The sequence below is a fragment of the Paenibacillus sp. FSL R5-0475 genome (genome assembly GCF_038004585.1).
Taxonomy (GTDB): domain Bacteria; phylum Bacillota; class Bacilli; order Paenibacillales; family Paenibacillaceae; genus Paenibacillus_AQ.
The window spans coordinates 6,223,477-6,241,017 of sequence record NZ_JBBORK010000001.1 but is presented as its reverse complement, the minus strand read 5'-3'; the positions used below and the strand labels follow the sequence as shown (position 1 = coordinate 6,241,017).

The 17,541-nt window shown below is 47.1% G+C and carries 15 protein-coding genes, 1 rRNA gene and 1 riboswitch; all 16 genes read right to left on the bottom strand.

The window, feature by feature from the left end:
* Positions 1–326 precede the first annotated feature (326 nt).
* The 16 genes from purF to rrf all read right to left on the bottom strand — a co-directional run bounded on the left by purF (position 327) and on the right by rrf (position 17,540).
* Positions 327–1,823, bottom strand: coding sequence for an amidophosphoribosyltransferase (gene purF / locus MKX41_RS27945; RefSeq protein ID WP_340974042.1), 1,497 nt, complete (start codon positions 1,821–1,823; stop codon positions 327–329).
* Positions 1,808–4,054, bottom strand: a complete 2,247-nt coding sequence (gene purL / locus MKX41_RS27940; RefSeq protein WP_340974041.1) for a phosphoribosylformylglycinamidine synthase subunit PurL — start codon at positions 4,052–4,054, stop codon at positions 1,808–1,810. Before purL ends, purF begins: the two co-directional genes overlap by 16 nt.
* Complete coding sequence (purQ, locus tag MKX41_RS27935; protein ID WP_042124034.1) at positions 4,032–4,721, bottom strand: phosphoribosylformylglycinamidine synthase subunit PurQ; 690 nt, start codon at positions 4,719–4,721, stop codon at positions 4,032–4,034. The genes purL and purQ overlap by 23 nt, the downstream gene beginning before the upstream one ends.
* Positions 4,722–4,726: 5 nt before the next feature.
* Positions 4,727–4,972 (bottom strand): phosphoribosylformylglycinamidine synthase subunit PurS, encoded by a 246-nt coding sequence (gene purS, locus MKX41_RS27930; RefSeq protein ID WP_339244715.1) that lies wholly within the window; start codon positions 4,970–4,972, stop codon positions 4,727–4,729.
* A gap of 127 nt (positions 4,973–5,099) precedes the next feature.
* Positions 5,100–5,990: a phosphoribosylaminoimidazolesuccinocarboxamide synthase gene (locus tag MKX41_RS27925; protein ID WP_340974039.1), complete on the bottom strand. Its 891-nt coding sequence runs from the start codon at positions 5,988–5,990 to the stop codon at positions 5,100–5,102.
* A 248-nt stretch (positions 5,991–6,238) separates the two neighbouring features.
* Complete coding sequence (purB, locus tag MKX41_RS27920; protein ID WP_042124027.1) at positions 6,239–7,534, bottom strand: adenylosuccinate lyase; 1,296 nt, start codon at positions 7,532–7,534, stop codon at positions 6,239–6,241.
* Positions 7,535–7,539: 5 nt separating this feature from the next.
* A complete protein-coding gene (gene purK, locus MKX41_RS27915; RefSeq protein ID WP_042193265.1) occupies positions 7,540–8,718 on the bottom strand; it encodes a 5-(carboxyamino)imidazole ribonucleotide synthase in 1,179 nt (392 codons plus the stop codon).
* A gap of 53 nt (positions 8,719–8,771) precedes the next feature.
* Positions 8,772–9,257: a 5-(carboxyamino)imidazole ribonucleotide mutase gene (purE, locus tag MKX41_RS27910; RefSeq protein WP_340974037.1), complete on the bottom strand. Its 486-nt coding sequence runs from the start codon at positions 9,255–9,257 to the stop codon at positions 8,772–8,774.
* A gap of 210 nt (positions 9,258–9,467) precedes the next feature.
* A riboswitch (purine riboswitch) is annotated at positions 9,468–9,569 on the bottom strand.
* 375 nt (positions 9,570–9,944) lie between these two features.
* Positions 9,945–10,379: a universal stress protein gene (locus tag MKX41_RS27905; RefSeq protein WP_042184737.1), complete on the bottom strand. Its 435-nt coding sequence runs from the start codon at positions 10,377–10,379 to the stop codon at positions 9,945–9,947.
* 40 nt (positions 10,380–10,419) lie between these two features.
* On the bottom strand, positions 10,420–10,683 hold the full coding sequence (locus MKX41_RS27900) for a DUF1294 domain-containing protein (RefSeq protein WP_042193264.1): 264 nt from the start codon (positions 10,681–10,683) through the stop codon (positions 10,420–10,422).
* A 112-nt stretch (positions 10,684–10,795) separates the two neighbouring features.
* The gene (locus MKX41_RS27895) at positions 10,796–12,001 is read right to left on the bottom strand and encodes an MFS transporter (RefSeq protein ID WP_340974034.1); all 1,206 of its coding nucleotides are present in this window, start codon (positions 11,999–12,001) and stop codon (positions 10,796–10,798) included.
* Between the two features lie 158 nt (positions 12,002–12,159).
* Positions 12,160–14,295, bottom strand: coding sequence for a DNA topoisomerase III (locus MKX41_RS27890; RefSeq protein ID WP_340974032.1), 2,136 nt, complete (start codon positions 14,293–14,295; stop codon positions 12,160–12,162).
* A gap of 198 nt (positions 14,296–14,493) precedes the next feature.
* Positions 14,494–15,684, bottom strand: coding sequence for a DUF4179 domain-containing protein (locus MKX41_RS27885; RefSeq protein ID WP_340974030.1), 1,191 nt, complete (start codon positions 15,682–15,684; stop codon positions 14,494–14,496).
* Positions 15,659–16,246: an RNA polymerase sigma factor gene (locus tag MKX41_RS27880; protein WP_340974029.1), complete on the bottom strand. Its 588-nt coding sequence runs from the start codon at positions 16,244–16,246 to the stop codon at positions 15,659–15,661. Before MKX41_RS27880 ends, MKX41_RS27885 begins: the two co-directional genes overlap by 26 nt.
* A 183-nt stretch (positions 16,247–16,429) precedes the next feature.
* Entirely contained in the window at positions 16,430–17,185 is a 756-nt protein-coding gene (locus MKX41_RS27875; RefSeq protein ID WP_076300186.1) for an acyl-[acyl-carrier-protein] thioesterase, read from the bottom strand.
* 238 nt (positions 17,186–17,423) lie between these two features.
* Positions 17,424–17,540: ribosomal RNA gene (rrf, locus tag MKX41_RS27870) — 5S ribosomal RNA — on the bottom strand.
* Between the last annotated feature and the right edge of the window lies 1 nt (position 17,541).

Sequence of the window (17,541 nt, the reverse complement as noted above, 5' to 3'; positions counted from 1 at the left end):
ATTCGGGACTAACTTCATTGGTGGTTATTGGAGTTATTACGAGGAATGTTTGGACTTCCGATCGCTGTTATGTTTGGATTTCCTGATTTAAACCGCTCATCGCGGTAGAAATCCAAACATAAAGGCGAACGCTAACGCTTCTACAGTTCCAAACTTCCTCTCCATAACTCCCTCCAACCAACGCTTTCACCCTACTGCAAGCCGCAGTGCGCGCCTTGCACACGGACCTCAAGACCTCGGTGCATGAGCTGCGCCATGCACCTCCTTAAGCGAAACAAGCGAACACCCACACCTTTGCAAGGGCAACTTAGGGGGATGGCCCCTAACTAGCAGCCGCAGCCGTCTTTTTCCGCCCCGCCAAAATCAACCTGCGTCGGGTAATCATTATCGAAGCAAGAAAGGCATAGCCCGCCTTTGTAATCATCTTTGTTGTGACCACCAATGGAAGTGATTAAGCCCTCCGGTGACAAGAATGCCAAGGAATCGGCATTAATCTCTTCGCACATTTCCGCAATGGACTTGTACGACGCGATGAGATCGCGGCGGTCTGGGGTATCAATGCCGTAGAAGCAAGGATTCTTGAAGGGTGGCGATGTAATCCGCACGTGAACCTCTACGGCTCCCGCTTCGCGGAGCAGATTGACGATCCGACGTGAAGTTGTTCCACGCACGATGGAATCATCGATCATGACAACACGTTTGCCATCGACCACACTGCGCACGGCGCTTAGCTTCATTTTCACACCTTGCTCACGCAGCTCTTGGCTCGGCTGGATGAAGGTCCGGCCTGTATACTTATTCTTGATGAGCCCAAGCTCATAAGGAATGCCCGTCTGCTCCGCAAATCCAATCGCTGCCGAGATACTAGAATCCGGTACACCAGTTACGAGGTCAGCATCTACGAAAGCTTCTAATGCCATTCGGCTACCCATCCGCTTACGGGCGGTGTGCAGGTTAGCGCCATTCATATCACTGTCTGGGCGAGAGAAGTAAATATACTCCATTGCGCATAGCGCTTTACGTTTTGGCTCGGTAAAACGGTCCTCTAACAGGCCATTTTTATCAAGCACGAGCAGTTCGCCAGGTTCGATATCACGGACTAACTGTGCTCCGATAACTTCTAAGGCGCAAGATTCGGAAGCAAAAATATAGGCGTCGCCGATCCGTCCCATTACAAGCGGACGCAAACCATGGGAATCCGAAGCGACAATTAATTTGTCATTCGTCATAAGCAGAAAAGCAAATCCGCCAACCAGTTGTTTTAGCGCATCCTTAGCCGCTTCAACAAAATCCTTAGACGAACGCGCAATCAGATGCGCCAGCACTTCTGTATCACTAGTGGTTTGGAAGATCGATCCGCTTTGCTCAAGCTGTTTACGAATCAACGGTTCATTTACTATGTTACCGTTCGTAGCAATCGCCAAATCACCGTCACGATATTTGAATACGAGCGGCTGTGCATTAGTTAAGCGGCTGTCTCCGCTGGTGGAATAACGTACATGCCCGATGGACATGTCTCCAACCAGTGAGGCAATTTTGTCCTTGTCGAATACTTCTTTTACTAACCCCATCCCGCGGTGATAGTTGAAATCACGACCATCTGCTACGCAGATGCCCGCACTTTCTTCCCCACGGTGCTGTAAGGCGTGCAAGCCGTAATAAGACATGGACGCCGCTTCCGGGTGTCCGAAGACCCCGAAAACGCCGCATTCTTCTTTTAATGTGTCAAAAATATCTCCCGAGCCCGTTCCTTCATTGTAAAAGTCACCAGTCCACAGGATAGGAGTCTCCTGCTCTTTCCCGGTCTTTATTTCATAAGACATGGAATAGCATCCTCCCAAACGAATTTCAATTCTGCTACAGCTTCATCTAATACGGATGCACCGTCCAGATTTACACGCAGTCTGTCTCCACCTACAGTTCCGATGATTTCCACTGGAACGCCGCTGGCAGCAATCGCTGCTTTCAGCTCTTCCGCACGTTCAGGTGCTGCCGTCAGCACGATACGTGATTGGCTCTCACTGAACAAAGCTACATCGGATCTAAGTCCATTAGCAGAAAGTTCAACGTTCGCACCAATACCACCACTGATACAGCTCTCTGCAAGTGCTACAGCAAGACCGCCTTCGGACAAGTCATGTGCTGAACGCACCAGACCGCCGCGAATCGAGGTAAGCACTGCGTTCAGCAGTGTTTTCTCAGTAGCCAAATCCAAAGCTGGAGGGCGGCCTTCGGTTACACCATGAACAGCATATTGAAATTCACTACCACCAAGCTCAGCTTTTGTTACGCCTAGCAGAAGAATGGAATCTCCTTCTTGTTTGAAGCCTTGAGTCGTAATATGATCCGTATCCGTTACTAAACCAACCATGCCGACAACCGGCGTTGGGTAAATGGATCCCGTAGTATTTTCGTTATAAAGACTGACATTCCCGCCGATAACCGGAGTATCCAGCACACGACAAGCTTCAGCCATACCATCAACCGCACGCTCCATTTGCCAGAACACATCAGGTTTCTCAGGGTTTCCGAAGTTTAGGTTATCGGTAATAGCAAGCGGTTCAGCACCCGAACAAACGATGTTACGAGCCGCTTCGCTGACTGCAATCCGTCCGCCCACTTCAGGATCAAGATAAACATAACGCCCGTTACAATCCGTGGTCATCGCAAGTCCTTTACGTGTACCATGAATGGTAACTACAGCCGCATCAGATCCAGGTCGAACAGCCGTACTAGTCCGAACCATGTAATCATATTGGTTGTATACCCAAGCTTTACTTGCTACGGTTGGCGATCCAAGCACTGTACGCAGTGCGCCGCCCAGATCTGTAACTTCCGCGTAACGAAGCGTATCTACCGATTCATTTTCTACATAATAAGCAGGAACCTCAGATGGTTTGTTATATACTGGGCACTCATCCACGAGCGCTGTTACAGGCATGTCGCCAACAACCTCACCGTGATGATATAGCTTCAAGCGACCATCATCCGTTACTTTACCGACCTTACAGCAGATTACACCCCAGCGATCAAAAATCTCTTGCGCCTGAGCTTCATCCTTCGGTTCTACTACGAACAACATCCGTTCTTGCGATTCCGAAAGCATCATTTCATAAGGGGTCATGCCGTCTTCACGTTGTGGCACCTGATCAAGATACAGCTCCAGACCATTGCCCGCTTTACTTGCCATCTCAGCACTAGAGCAGGTAAGTCCAGCCGCACCCATATCCTGAATCCCAATAACAATGCCGCTGTCGATTAACTCTAGACAAGATTCCATAACGAGCTTCTCCATAAATGGATCGCCTACTTGTACAGCTGTACGTTTTGCTTCGGACTCTTCACTTAGTTCAACGGATGCAAAAGTAGCCCCATGAATCCCATCACGTCCAGTAGGAGGACCTACGTAGAAGACTGGGTTTCCTACACCTTTAGCGACACCACGCTGGATTTTATCATGATCAATCAGACCGACACACATTGCATTAACAAGCGGGTTACCGTCATAGCTATCATCGAACATGATTTCGCCGCCCACGGTTGGAATCCCGATACAGTTACCATAGCCAGCAATACCAGACACGACATGCTCGAACAAATATTTCACGCGATCGCTTTCCAGCTTGCCGAAACGCAAGGAATTCAGCAGTGCGATAGGTCTTGAGCCCATGGAAAAAATATCACGAATGATACCACCTACGCCTGTTGCCGCACCTTGAAAAGGTTCTACTGCAGAGGGGTGGTTATGACTTTCGATTTTGAATACAACCGCTTGGTTGTCTCCGATATCTACAATCCCTGCGCCCTCGCCGGGTCCCATCAGGACACGTGGTCCAGTAACTGGGAAACGCTTCAACAATGGCTTAGAGTTCTTGTATGCACAGTGTTCGGACCACATTACGCTGAATACGCCGATTTCAGTATAGTTCGGCAAACGTCCCATAAAAGACTTGATGAGCTCATATTCGCTGTCCGACACACCGAATTGGCTGTAAATTTTCTGCTCTGCGATCTGTTCTGCGGTCGGTTCCTTAACGGATACTTGCTGCGTCATGACGATCCCTCCAAGTCTTCAGTATAGATGTGAACATTCGTTTGCCATCTTCAGATCCGAGCAAGCTGTTAGCTGCACGCTCAGGGTGAGGCATCATGCCGACTACATTCCCCTGCACATTACTAACACCCGCAATATCAGCTACAGAGCCGTTAGGATTATCGCTATATGTGAACACAATCTGATTGTTAGCTTTCAGTTCTGCTAAAGTCTCTTCATCACAGTAATAGTTTCCTTCGCCGTGAGCGATTGGGATGATGATTTCTTCATCCTTAGCATAATCAATAGTAAATGGGGTTTCGTTATTAACAACCTTAAGCACTGTATCATGACAACGGAACTTCATGGACATGTTACGACGCAGCGCGCCTGGCAACAAACCAGCCTCAGTAAGAATTTGGAACCCATTGCAAATGCCTAGCACGAATTTACCTTGCTCTGCTGCTTTAGCAACTTCAGCCATTACAGGAGCAAATCTTGAAATCGCGCCGCAGCGCAGGTAATCACCATATGAGAATCCGCCTGGAACCAAAATGCAATCATACGCCGACAAATCTGTCGCTGTATGCCACACATAATCGACTGGTTCGCCGAGACTGTCCTCTACCGCCTTGTAGCAATCAATATCACAGTTAGAGCCTGGGAAGACAAGTACAGCAAATTTCATGTCGTTTAGTCCTCCAATTCGTAGCGGTAATCCTCGATCACCGTGTTGGCAAGTAGCTTTTCGCACATTTCCTTGAGTCGCAGTTCTGCTTCAGCACGGTTATCCGTGTCCAAAGTCAGCTCCATATATTTCCCAATACGCAAACTTTCAACTTCTTGAAAACCTACCGAATGAAGTGCTCCTTGCACTGCTACACCTTGTGGATCGAGAACGCTCTTCTTAATGGTGACATATACCGTCGCTTTTAACATATGCTTGTAGTTCCTCCTAAATTTTTATGTGTATATACTTTCTGAAAGCTGAAACTCTACTAAAAGTAACTCTAGCTTTAAAAACATACACTTCATTTATTCCCATGAGTAAACACACAATGTTGAGCTATAAAGACTTGCCAGTAAGACGATGATAAATGTCCAGATAACGGCGCGTTGTTTCTTCAACTACTTCTAGCGGAAGTGGATCAGGTTTGCTATTTTTATCCCAGGAGGATGCAGATAGATACGTACGAACAGGTTCTTTATCCATACTATCAATTTCGATATCAAGAGCGTATTTGTCCTTGGCCCAGAAACGTGAAGCATCCGGCGTAAAAATCTCATCAATTAGAATCACCCTGCCATCCAGCAAGCCGAATTCGAATTTGCAGTCTGCAAGAATGATTCCCCGCTCAGCACAATACTCTCTGGCAAAAGAGAACAATTGCAAGCTCTTCTCCTGCAGCTCGAGTGCCAGATCAGCACCGATTAGCTCCTGCATCTTTTCAAAAGGAATATCCTCATCATGACCTACATCGTTTTTAGCCGCAGGGGTAAAGATTGGCTGTGCCAACAGCGCATTTTTGCGCAAGTTCTTAGGAAGCTCAATACCATTCACTTTGCCAGTTTCTTGATACTGTCTCCAGCCCCCACCGGTGATGCACCCACGCACAACACATTCGATATCGATGCGCTCTGCTTTGCGTACCGCCATAACACGGTTTCTGAGAGCTTCCTTGTCCTTAACGATATCTCCGAGCAGATCCACATCGATATGAACGACATGATTCTCCATTAGCTCTTTGGTCTTTCCGAACCAGAACGCACTCAGACGGTTAAGCACATTGCCCTTTTCAGGTACCGCTGGGTCCAGCACATAGTCAAAAGCAGATATCCGATCCGTGACGACGATCAGTACATTCTCCCCTAAATCGTATAGCTCACGAACCTTCCCTTTATAGAGCAGCGGCGCATTGATGAGTTCCACGGCTGTGGATACGGCCGACGATGTCATGACCTTTCCTCCCTTGAACTAATGATCTTGATTACTGCAACTGGTCTCAAAGGCGTAATTCCGAGGAATGTTTGGACTTCCGATCGCTGTTATGGTTGGATTTACTGATTTAAACCGCTCTTCGCGGTAGAAATCCAACCATAAAGGCGAACGCTAACGCTTCTACAGTTCCAAACTTCCTCTCCATTACACCATTCGACCAATTTCCTTTATATCTAACTCCTTAGTTCACCACTAACCTATCTTTTTTAGATAAGCTCTAGCTTGCGGAAGATGGTGTCCACATGCTTAAGGTGCCAAGAAGGGTTAAATGCATCTTCAATTTCTTCTGGGGTAAGAACGTTAGTGATCTCAGGTGTAGCTTCCACGATATCGCGGAATTGTTTTTGCTCTTCCCATGCTTGCATAGCACGCGGTTGAACGGTATCGTATGCTTGCTCACGGCTAAGGCCTTTGTCGATCAGTTTAGTCAAGATCCGACCGGAGAAAGGAACGCCGAACGTACGGTTCATGTTACGCTTCATATTCTCTGGGAATACAGTCAGGTTCTTCACGATGTTTCCAAAACGGTTCAGCATGTAGTTGAGCAGCATTGTCGCATCCGGAAGGATGATGCGTTCCACAGAGGAGTGCGAAATATCGCGTTCATGCCAGAGTGGCACGTTCTCGTAAGCTGTAACCATATGTCCGCGAATGACGCGGGACAGACCGGAAATGTTTTCGCAGCCGATCGGATTACGTTTATGCGGCATAGCGGATGAACCCTTTTGACCTTTGGCAAAAGCTTCTTCCACTTCACGAATCTCACTCTTTTGCAGAGCGCGGATTTCAGTAGCGAATTTGTCTAACGATGTCGCTACCAAAGCAAGAGCAGCCATGTATTCAGCATGACGGTCACGCTGTAACGTTTGTGTAGAGATTGGAGCTGGGCTTGTGCCGAGCTTGCGACAAACGAATTCTTCTACGAAAGGATCGATGTTCGCGTACGTACCAACGGCACCGGAGATTTTACCGAACTGCACACCGTTCGCAGCATGGCGGAAACGCTCCAGGTTACGTTTCATTTCTTCGTACCATAGAGCCATTTTCAGACCAAAGGTAGTTGGCTCGGCATGAACACCATGCGTACGGCCCATCATCGGTGTATCCTTGTAAGCAATAGCCTTATCTTTAAGGATCTCAATAAAGTTGATGATATCCTTCTCTAGAATTTCATTCGCTTGACGCAGCAAGTAACCTAGCGCCGTATCTACCACGTCAGTAGAAGTAAGACCGTAGTGAACCCATTTGCGCTCTGCGCCAAGACTCTCGGAAACCGCACGTGTAAATGCGATAACGTCGTGGCGAGTCTCTTGTTCTATTTCATCAATGCGTGCGATGTCGAATTTAGCGTCCTTACGCAGTTTAGCTGCATCTTCGTGCGGGATTACTCCCAGCTCAGCCCATGCTTCGCAAGCGCAAATTTCAACTTCCAGCCACGCCTTGAATTTATTTTCCTCCGTCCAAATAGCTCGCATCTCAGGTCTGCTGTAACGTTCGATCATATTCTTTAGTTCCTCCAAAGTTTAGATTGCTCCACCCAGGACAAGCCGTCTCCGGTATCCTTGCAGAGCAGATTGATATGGCCCATCTTGCGGCCGGTCTTACTCTCAGTCTTGCCATATATATGAAGCTTAGGTACAACACCCAGCTTATTATCTTTTTCGTCCTGTGTACAGGTCGCTTTAATCGCGCCATCCAAATGCTGGCCTAGTACATTTACCATAACTACAGGTGTCAAAAGCGTTGTATCGCCTAGCGGCAGATTACAAATCGCCCGGACATGCTGCTCGAACTGTGAGGTCGCGCAAGCGTCCATGGTGTAATGCCCAGAGTTATGCGGCCTTGGTGCTAACTCATTGACGTACAATTGTCCGTCCTCTGTGACGAACATTTCTACTGCCAGCAGTCCAACCGCATCAAGTCCAGCGATTAATGTCTCTGCCAATTCGCATGCTCTCCGCTGAATGTCCTCTGCCACTCTTGCAGGCACAATGGACAGATGCAAAATATTATTCACATGAATATTTTCCGACGGTGGGAAGCTCTTAACCTCACCAGAAGCACTGCGTGCAGCAACAACGGATATTTCACACTTAAAAGCTACAAACTTCTCAAGCACCAGCTCCGGCACAACGGCTCCGGGTGCTACTTGCCGGAAGGCTTCTTCCAGCTCTTCTACCTGACGGATCACGGCTTGTCCCTTGCCGTCATAACCGCCTGTGGCTGTCTTCAGCACACAGGGTAGTCCAAGCTCTGCCGCCGCCACTTTCAGCTCCGCAAGGCTATCCACCTTCCGGTACGGGGCGACGGGTACACCTGCCGCCTCGATGGCGGCTTTTTCGCGCAGCCGATGCTGCGTCGTATACAGCAGCGCGCTGCCCTGCGGCACGTACGATTCCTCCGTCAGCAGCGCGGCAACGCCCGCGTCAACGTTCTCGAACTCGTACGTGATGACGTCCGAGCGGCGGGCTAGCTCCCGCGCCGCGTCCCGGTCGTTATACGCCGCTGTAATCTGCGGCGTGACTTGACCGCTAGGCGCATCCGGCGCAGGGTCCAGCGCCACGAAGCGGTACCCCATGGCGCTGCCAGCCAGCGCCATCATGCGCCCGAGCTGCCCGCCGCCGAGCACGCCGACGGTCGCGCCGGGCAGTAGCGTCCGGACCGTGTCCGTGCCGGACGCATCCATGGCGGCTGGCGAAGTAACGCCGCCAGCCTCCTGCAGCTTCAGCTCCTCCGGACTCATAAGCTGTCGCTGCTTTCAAGGACTTCGTCGCGGATCGCATCCCGCCGCAGCTGCACGCGCTGCTGCACTTCTGGATCGAATGCTCCGATAATCTGTGCAGCCAGGAGGCCTGCATTAATGGCTCCTGCCTTACCAATGGCTACCGTTGCCACTGGAATGCCTCCTGGCATCTGCACGATGGAGAGAAGCGAATCCAGCCCATTAAGCGCCTTCGACTGCACTGGCACTCCAATCACAGGCAGGATCGTCTTTGCTGCCACCATACCCGGCAAATGCGCTGCACCGCCCGCTCCTGCAATAATGACGCGAATCCCCCGGCCCGCGGCTTCCTCCGCATAGCTGAACATCAAGTCCGGCGTCCGGTGCGCAGATACTACCTTCTTCTCATAAGATAATCCCAGCTCTTCAAGCACCGCACAAGCGTGCTCCATCGTATCCCAATCCGATTTACTGCCCATGATAACAGCTACCTGCACAGACATGATTCGACCTACCTTCCAGTCACTAGTATGGATATCTTTATCTTGTAAATTCGAATAAAAAAAGCCCGATGACCAGACGCATTTTGCTGCGGGAGGATCGGACTAGTAAAGAAATTAGGAAAAAATAATCCGCGTGCCTATCATTAGGCTGCATTAAGCGCGGAAAATGGCATAATGCATCATTCCGTTACCCGGACCGCATTGCCGCATTCTATCATCCTATTTCCTCGTAGTCCGGTAATTTACGGTTCCCGGGTAGAAACTTCCGGGCCATATCCCCGGTTTTATACGAGTTGCTCATGACATCAGTTTAACAATCCCCTACACAGGATGTCAACTCAAACACGAACATTGGTAAATTCCGATTAATAATCGTTCGCTTTTAGACGTATTTAATTTCTCAATATCCACTTATTTTGATGATAAAGACTTCTTTCCGTACACTATTAGCTCTAACAACAGATGTTATATTAACTGTAGAATAGGCTTCATGGAAATACATATAATTCCTCTACTGGATATGAATCTAGTCATTTCGTTTCTTAATAATCAAGTATAAACGCCTTTGGCGTCCCTGTATGACGGTTAGCGTTTATGCGAGAAATATAAGGATAAAGTATAGTTTGAAACATATACTTTCTTATATTTGAAAAAAGGAACGCCATAAGCGTCCCTTTTAACTTTATGTTATTTTACAACCAGTACTGGAATGCGAGCGCTTTGTACTACATTATGGCTGACACTGCCCAGAACAAACTCACGTATTCCGCCAAGTCCGCGGCTGCCGATAACAATTACATCTATAGCATGTTCTTTAGCATATTTCAAAATCACTTCAGCGGGTGATCCTTGTAATAGCTCAACCTCAGCATTCAAGCCTTCAGCCTCAAGGCGTCCCTTGACTTCTTCCGTAGTCTGCACTGCTAAATCATAATATTCTTTATTTACTGAAGCCGGTAGTGGTGCTAGAGCTTCTCCGATAAAAAATCTTGGAAATTCAAATGCGTGTACGACATGCATCGTAGAGCCCGGAGTTACTTTTGCGAGTTCAATTGCGCGCTCCAATGCTTGATTAGAAGCCTTAGATCCATCATAGGCGAGTAAAATTTTAGAGAATAACATGTACGCCACCTCTTTTTCTAGTTTGTAATCATTAAGACTATCACCTTAAAAAATAGCTGTACAAAAAGATATTCAGCAACAGAAGTAACGGAATTCCGATCCTAAAGGACATATGTCGCGTCTTGTGGCGCTTACGATACATGGCAATCAGCACGCCTAGTGCCCCGCCCATAGCTGCCAGCAGAAAAAGTGTCTTCTCAGGTACACGTTCTCGCCGTTTACGGGCTTTGTTCTTGTCTTCGGACATCACTACATATCCGATAATATTAATTACCACAAACCACAACATTATAACCTTGACCATTCTCCCGGGCTCTCCTCCTTGCTTCCTATCTATCTCTATTATATTCCTCTTTTTCACAAAAAACCAATCATCCTTACACGCTCTGATAACTTCGCTACCTGCCTCTTTCTTTTCAATGCTTCGAATCATTCATCCATATCCATGACAACACCGCAGCCAGCGCCGCCGCAATTCCACCCAGCCAGAACCCTCCGGTCAAGCCATAAAGAGCGCTCATCCAGCCTGCCACGAACGGCCCCGCCGACATACCTATTGCATAAACCGCCTGATAGAAGCCCATAGCTGTTGCACGCTTATATGGATCTACTTCTGACACCGATTTGCCTAGCAACAATGGAAAAATCAGTCCCTGCATAAATCCGTTTCCTACCTGAGTCAGACAGAGCGTCGCTAGCGTCGGCATTGAAGGAATAAGAAGTGTAAACAATGCACTTCCCGCGAAGCCTAAGAGAAGCGTGCCCCGGTCTCCTAGCAGCCTACCAAATGTCCGTGAGCCATAGAGGGTCGCGACAGCATGCGGAATCATAAAAGCGAGCGTCAGCCAGCCCAAGCTTTCTTTACTTGCTCCGATATTCAGAGCTTGGTTTGGCGTATATCCGAACATCGTTATGAATAGCACACAGTGTGCCAACACTGACAGCAGAGAAACTCTTACCAGAAGCGGCTCCTTCATAACACCTGCTAAGTCTTTGATCTGGATCGCACTTTGCCGTTTCTCCTGTTTTTGTTCAGGCAGCCGCAGCGCAAGCAGCAGCGCCGCAATCGCTACAATTCCTCCAATCAGAAACGGGGTATTCCAGCCCCAATGCTCCACCATATAGCCACTGATCATCATACTGGTCAATTGGGCAATCACCGTAGTGAATTGCAGCATGCCCATCGCTTTTCCAGCTTCCTCTTTCGGGAAATATCCCGCGAACATCACAGTGTACACAACCCATGCCGAAGCCGCTATACCGGATACCGCACGTGCTGCCAATGCCCACCCAGGCTGTGCTCCCCACATGAAAAGAAAGCAGCTGGCTCCGCTCGCAATCAGTCCCAGGTAGATAAACGGACGACGCCGATTCAAATAATCCGAACCGATGCCAATCGGCAGTCGGAACAGAATCTGCATTAACCCATATACGCCCAGCACCATGCCCACCATAAAATATGATGCTCCCAAATGCTCCACATAAGGGGAAAGCACCGGAACATAAATATAAGAAGAGAACCAAAACATAAATACAATAACGAGAAAGAAAAACTTACTGCCTCCCTGCCCCTCTGGGCTACCTGCTGCTTTTAGTTGATCCACTTGTTGTTCAGTTGCCACCCTAATCACCTGCTCTATGTATTTGCTTAACATTCTAATTCAAAGCCTATCTGTAGACCACAAAAACTTACGCGGACAGAAAAAAGGCTACTGAGCACACTCAGCAGCCTTCATTATTTAAGCAGAAGTTAGTAGCAACAACAGGTTAGCCTACCTCTCTACTTCTCCTTCTTTTGCCCTTCAAGCGCTGCTTTCAGCAGTTCCCCAAGGTTAGAACCAATGCTTTCTTGCTTACTGTATTGCTGTACCAGCTTTTGCTGTTCGCGTTTATTCACATGCTTTTGATCCTTATCCAAGGTTTCTGTGATTCCACAGCCCAAACATTGTACGAACATGCCTGCTTTACCCTCTTTAAGCTCCATTTTCTTATGGCACTGTGGACAGCGGCGATTCGATAGTCTTTTCTCTCCGGCACGGGTATAACCACAGTTATCTGCAGGGCATACAAGCAGCTTGCCACGTTTGCTCTTTTTCTCCAGCAGTCTTGTACCGCATTCCGGACAATTACTGTTCGAGACATTATGCGGTTTATATTCTGCTCCACTAGTTTTGACGCCAGTTACCAGCTCCTGTGCCATACTGCGGATGCCTTGCAAGAAGAGCTCCGGCTTGCCTTGACCACGCGCTATTTTCTCCAGCTCGGCTTCCCAGCGCGCGGTTAGATCTGGTGTCCGTAGCTGTGTGGATACCAACTCAATAAGCTGCTTGCCTTTACCAGTCGGATGCAGCAGATTCCCTTGGCGTTCAATGGTATCGGAGCTAACCAGCTTCTCGATAATATCCGCGCGGGTTGCCGGGGTTCCCAGTCCGTGCTTCTCCATTTGCGTTAACAGCGAAGCTTCATTATAACGCTTCGGCGGCTGTGTTCGTCCAGGACGAACCATGCAGCGGCCAATCGTAACAGTTGCTCCTTCGCGCAGCTCAGGTAGCTTCGCACTCCCAGCTGCTGGCTCGTCCGATGGCTCCTCGTCGTCATCGTTACTCATATCTCCGCCGTACACTTCACGCCAACCGGCATCTTTTACCGTCGTCCCTTTGACATGGAAGCTTTCGCCTTCCACGTTGACGGTGACAGCTACCGCATCATAGCGAGCTGGTGGGTAGAACAAGCTAATAAAACGCCGTACAATCAGATCATACAGCTTACGTTCCTCGGTACTCAGACCATTTAACAATACGGTCTGCTCTGTCGGAATAATAGCATGGTGATCGCTTACTTTGCTATCATCCACGATTCGCTTCGTAATCGGCAGCGGTTTGCGCAGCAGTGGACGTGCCAAAGCTGCATATGGACCGACAGCCACACTGTCCAATCTTTCCTTGAGTGTGCCTGTCATATCTGAAGTTAAGTAACGGCTGTCCGTACGCGGGTAAGTGACCAGCTTGTGCTGCTCATATAGCCGTTGAAGCACACTGGAGGTCTGCTTGGCGGAGAAGCCGAACTTCCGGTTCGCATCACGCTGTAATTCAGTCAGATCATATGCAAGAGGATGCGGTTCGCTCTTCTCACTCTTCTGTACCTTTATAATACGGCCGCTGCGTCCTGTAAGCTTATCCTTTAAGCTGACTGTCTTATCCTTTTCGAATATCCGTCCATCTCCATTACTAGCCCGCCAAGCCGCTTGGAAATCCCCGAAATCTGCAGTCAACGTCTCAAAATCAACGGAACGGAAACCCGTAATCTCCTGTTCACGATCCATAATCATCCCTAATGTCGGCGTTTGTACCCGTCCTGCGGAAAGCGGCGAACCAAACTTGCAAGTCAAAGCTCTCGTGACATTCAATCCAATCATCCAATCCGCCTCTGCGCGGCAACGTGCAGATTCATACAGACGATCAAAATCGCGACCTGGGCGGAGCTTTGCGAATCCCTCTTTAATCGCCTTATCAGTCTGCGAGGATATCCACAGCCGCCGGAATGGCTTTTTCCATCCCGCCATATTCATAATCCAACGTGCCAACAGCTCTCCTTCACGAGCAGCATCCGTAGCTACCACAAGCTCCTCAATATCCTGACGCTTCATTAGGTGCTGAACAGCTTTATATTGCTGGTTGGTCTCACGCAGCACCTTCAGCTTTGCCTTCTCCGGCAAAATCGGCAAATCCTCCAAAGCCCAAGTTGCAAACTTTTTATTATAATCTTCAGGCTCTGCCAGGCCGACTAAATGACCCAGTGCCCAGGTAACCACATATTTTGGACCTTCAATATAGCTCTTCTGTTTATTATTACATCCCATGACTCGTGCGATCTCGCGTGCAACAGACGGCTTCTCCGCCAATACTAATGTCTTCATAATGCTCCCCTTTCCACATCAAATTTCATTATAGCATTAAATGAATGATAGCAAATATCGTCAGGCCTTACCGGGTCACTCCGTTATACACTAAATAAATTAAACAACGAAAACTCAGTGAGTGAAATCTTCATTCCATTAGAAAAGCCCGTATCTGCTATGCAGACACGGGCTTCTTTTTGCTTATGGGATTAATAGTTACTTTTGCTCCACCTGAATCGTTTGTTCAAGCTCCGGATAATAATGTTTAACTTGTTTTCCTTCTTCATCCCTTAATGCTTTATGATTTTCATCAATGGAGTAAGTAAACGGCTTAACTGTAATTGTCTTTGGTGTTTGCGCGAACGGTATGAAATCTTTGTCTACCATAGGATAGACTATAGCCGGCAAGTTGAATGACCCACTCGAAGAAAATGCATTGCCTAGTTCATCAACAATTTCATAGAACATTTCAGAGGTTGTGTATCCATCCTTTTCTTTCACAGTTGGCGCTTTACCTTCTTCGCTGAGCTGTAATCTGCTTGTGGCTGGAGTTAATTCCAGCTTGGTAATCGTATAACTGAATTCTTCTGCCTCTTTTGTTTGGTTCAGATCAAGCTTGATAATTCCTTCCGTTACTTTTTTCACCGGCACCTTGATTTCAAAAGGCTCTGCGATTTGTGTAACCGGCACAGTGATGCTTAATTCAAATTCATTCCCCAAAGCCTCTACATTATTTAGATTTCTATAATCGTATAAAATAGCATTCTTTTTACCCTCAACATCGCCAAAAGACGACATTTGGGCCTCCAGATTCTTTCCATTCGGCAATTTCACTTCTGCTGAACCCAACAACCCTTTTTCGGACTGGTTCATTGTCACTTTCGCATACTGCTGTTCTTTTACCGCTGGATCGAATTCAGTCGGTTCAATAATCATTTCTGCCATCATCTTATCCTTATCAATGCCTTCCCGTTCAATCGCAAAAGCCAACCGCGAGCCGTCATAATAGGCATCGGTAACCTTCAAGGTCACTCCATCATGGGTAACGCTTTGGTTAGGCGCAGTAGATAATCCTTTTTCTTCAGCAGCATTTAGACCTTTATCGTCAATCCCCTTAAAAATACTTCCTACAACAGGAATCTGCTTTAACGTTTCAGCCATGACTGGGGATATAAATCCGCTACCGATTATCCCCGCACCCAACACTGCTGCTGCCGCGGCAGCCACCAATGATTTTTTCAGGAACTTATTCCCACTTTTTCTTGACGCTCGCTTTTCCATTCCCTCGTCTCCTATTCGCTTCATAATTGAATCGCTGAAACTGTCTACCGGCATTTCATGATTATGGAATGTTTGACGAATGTGCTCCATCTTCTGACTTTCAGTTGGATCTTGCCATTTCTCCATGAGGGCTTCCTCCTTCATTCATTCTTTGCCGGACTAACTTTTTGCGTAGACGTTCAAATTTCTTGCGTAAAGTAGCTGAATTACAATCCATAATCTGACCCATTTCTTCAAAACTGTACTGCTCTACTACCTTAAGAATCAGAAGATTGCTCTCTTCAGCTGTCAGATCATCCATAAATAACTTCTGCAATGGCTCCTCATCGTTAGGATTATAATAGGCTTTCGGCTGCTGCTCTTTATATAGCGACAACAGACGGTTTCTTCGTTTGCGTTTGCGAACCTGATCCAAACAATGATGATAGGCCACTTTATACAGCCATGAATTAAAAGAGACTCGTTTCTCATAACGTCTGAGTTCCTGATACACTTTTACAAATATATCTTGCACAGCATCCTCTGCTTCTTCATGACTTCTCAAAATATAATAGCAATACGTATAAATCTTTCTTTCATAGGCTTGTATTATAGTTCTATAGGCTTCGCGGTTACCCGCAAGAACCTGATCAATAGCCTCTTCAATTATTGTTTGATTCATTTGGACCCCGGGGCTGCGACGTTCCAAAGAATCACCTCCTTGTTATTGACTACAACTATATAACGATTGTGATCCCTGTAATTGTGACAGGCTCAAAATTTTTTCCAAATATGTTATAAACATCATCTGTTTTTCAATAAAAAAAGCGACTGCCCCGATTGATGCTCGGAGAAATCGCTTTTATAATAATATTCCATATTTATAAACTTTTTACTTATTTATGTTTTTCAACTCAATACATGCTTCAAAAAATACAATATCACTATTCTGGCCACGGACATATATACCATCATCCGTTACAGCTGAGCGTAAAATAGTCAGTTCATCCCCAAACTTAGCTTCTTGTAGATAAGTAATCCGGAAGCGTGTGAACTCTGCATTATCCCATTCCGCTAAACTGAGTGCATCACAACATAAATCTCCGTATCGGGCATTATTCAGATGTCCGTTGCTATCCAGCCCACTATATCTTACCTGATACCGATAAGCTTCTTCCATAATAATATCAGTAGGGATCGTTACCTTAACAGGCATATCCCCTACTGAATCGCCATTATAGTGCTTAACCTGAACTGGAAGAGCGTTCGGTCTGAGTATCTTTCTCTTCTCAATATCTACTAAAGCCCATATAGAACGCGCTGTGGCAATCTCTATATGATCTGCATCAAAAATACGATAATCCCGTTGCCATAAAGCCCCTTTAGTACCTTTACTCCAGGTATGTACGCTAAGCACATCATTTGGGCGAGGAATACGCTTAAAATCAAGGTCTAACGTAATCATCATCCAGCCCATTCCTGCACTCAGAATTTCTTCCACACTTATCCCCAAATTACCCACTGCGAAGTCTGCCGCACATTGCATGATATCCAGAATAAAGGATAACTTACTCTGCGAACGATAATCCGTGTCGCTCGCATGTACAGAAAAATCTTCTATCCACACAAGATTACTACTGTTGTCCATTGTTTATCCTCCTGCCATGCAAAATATCCTTGCATTTACTTGAAGTATCCACATATACCACTACTCTATCCACATAAATTGGGGACTACTTTCATTTTTGAATATATTTTATTATTTCATCCACATGTTAGTAACTTTTATTTTTTCGTTATTTCCCCATGACTTATCCACATTATTTAAATTAAGCGATAAAGGGAACAAAAAAGCCATTGTTGATAAATCAACAATGGCTTCGTGTGCTTGGCAACGTCCTACTCTCCCAGGACCCTTCGGTCCAAGTACCATCGGCGCTGGAGGGCTTAACGGTCGTGTTCGGGATGGGTACGCGTGGAACCCCTCCGCTATCGCCACCAAAC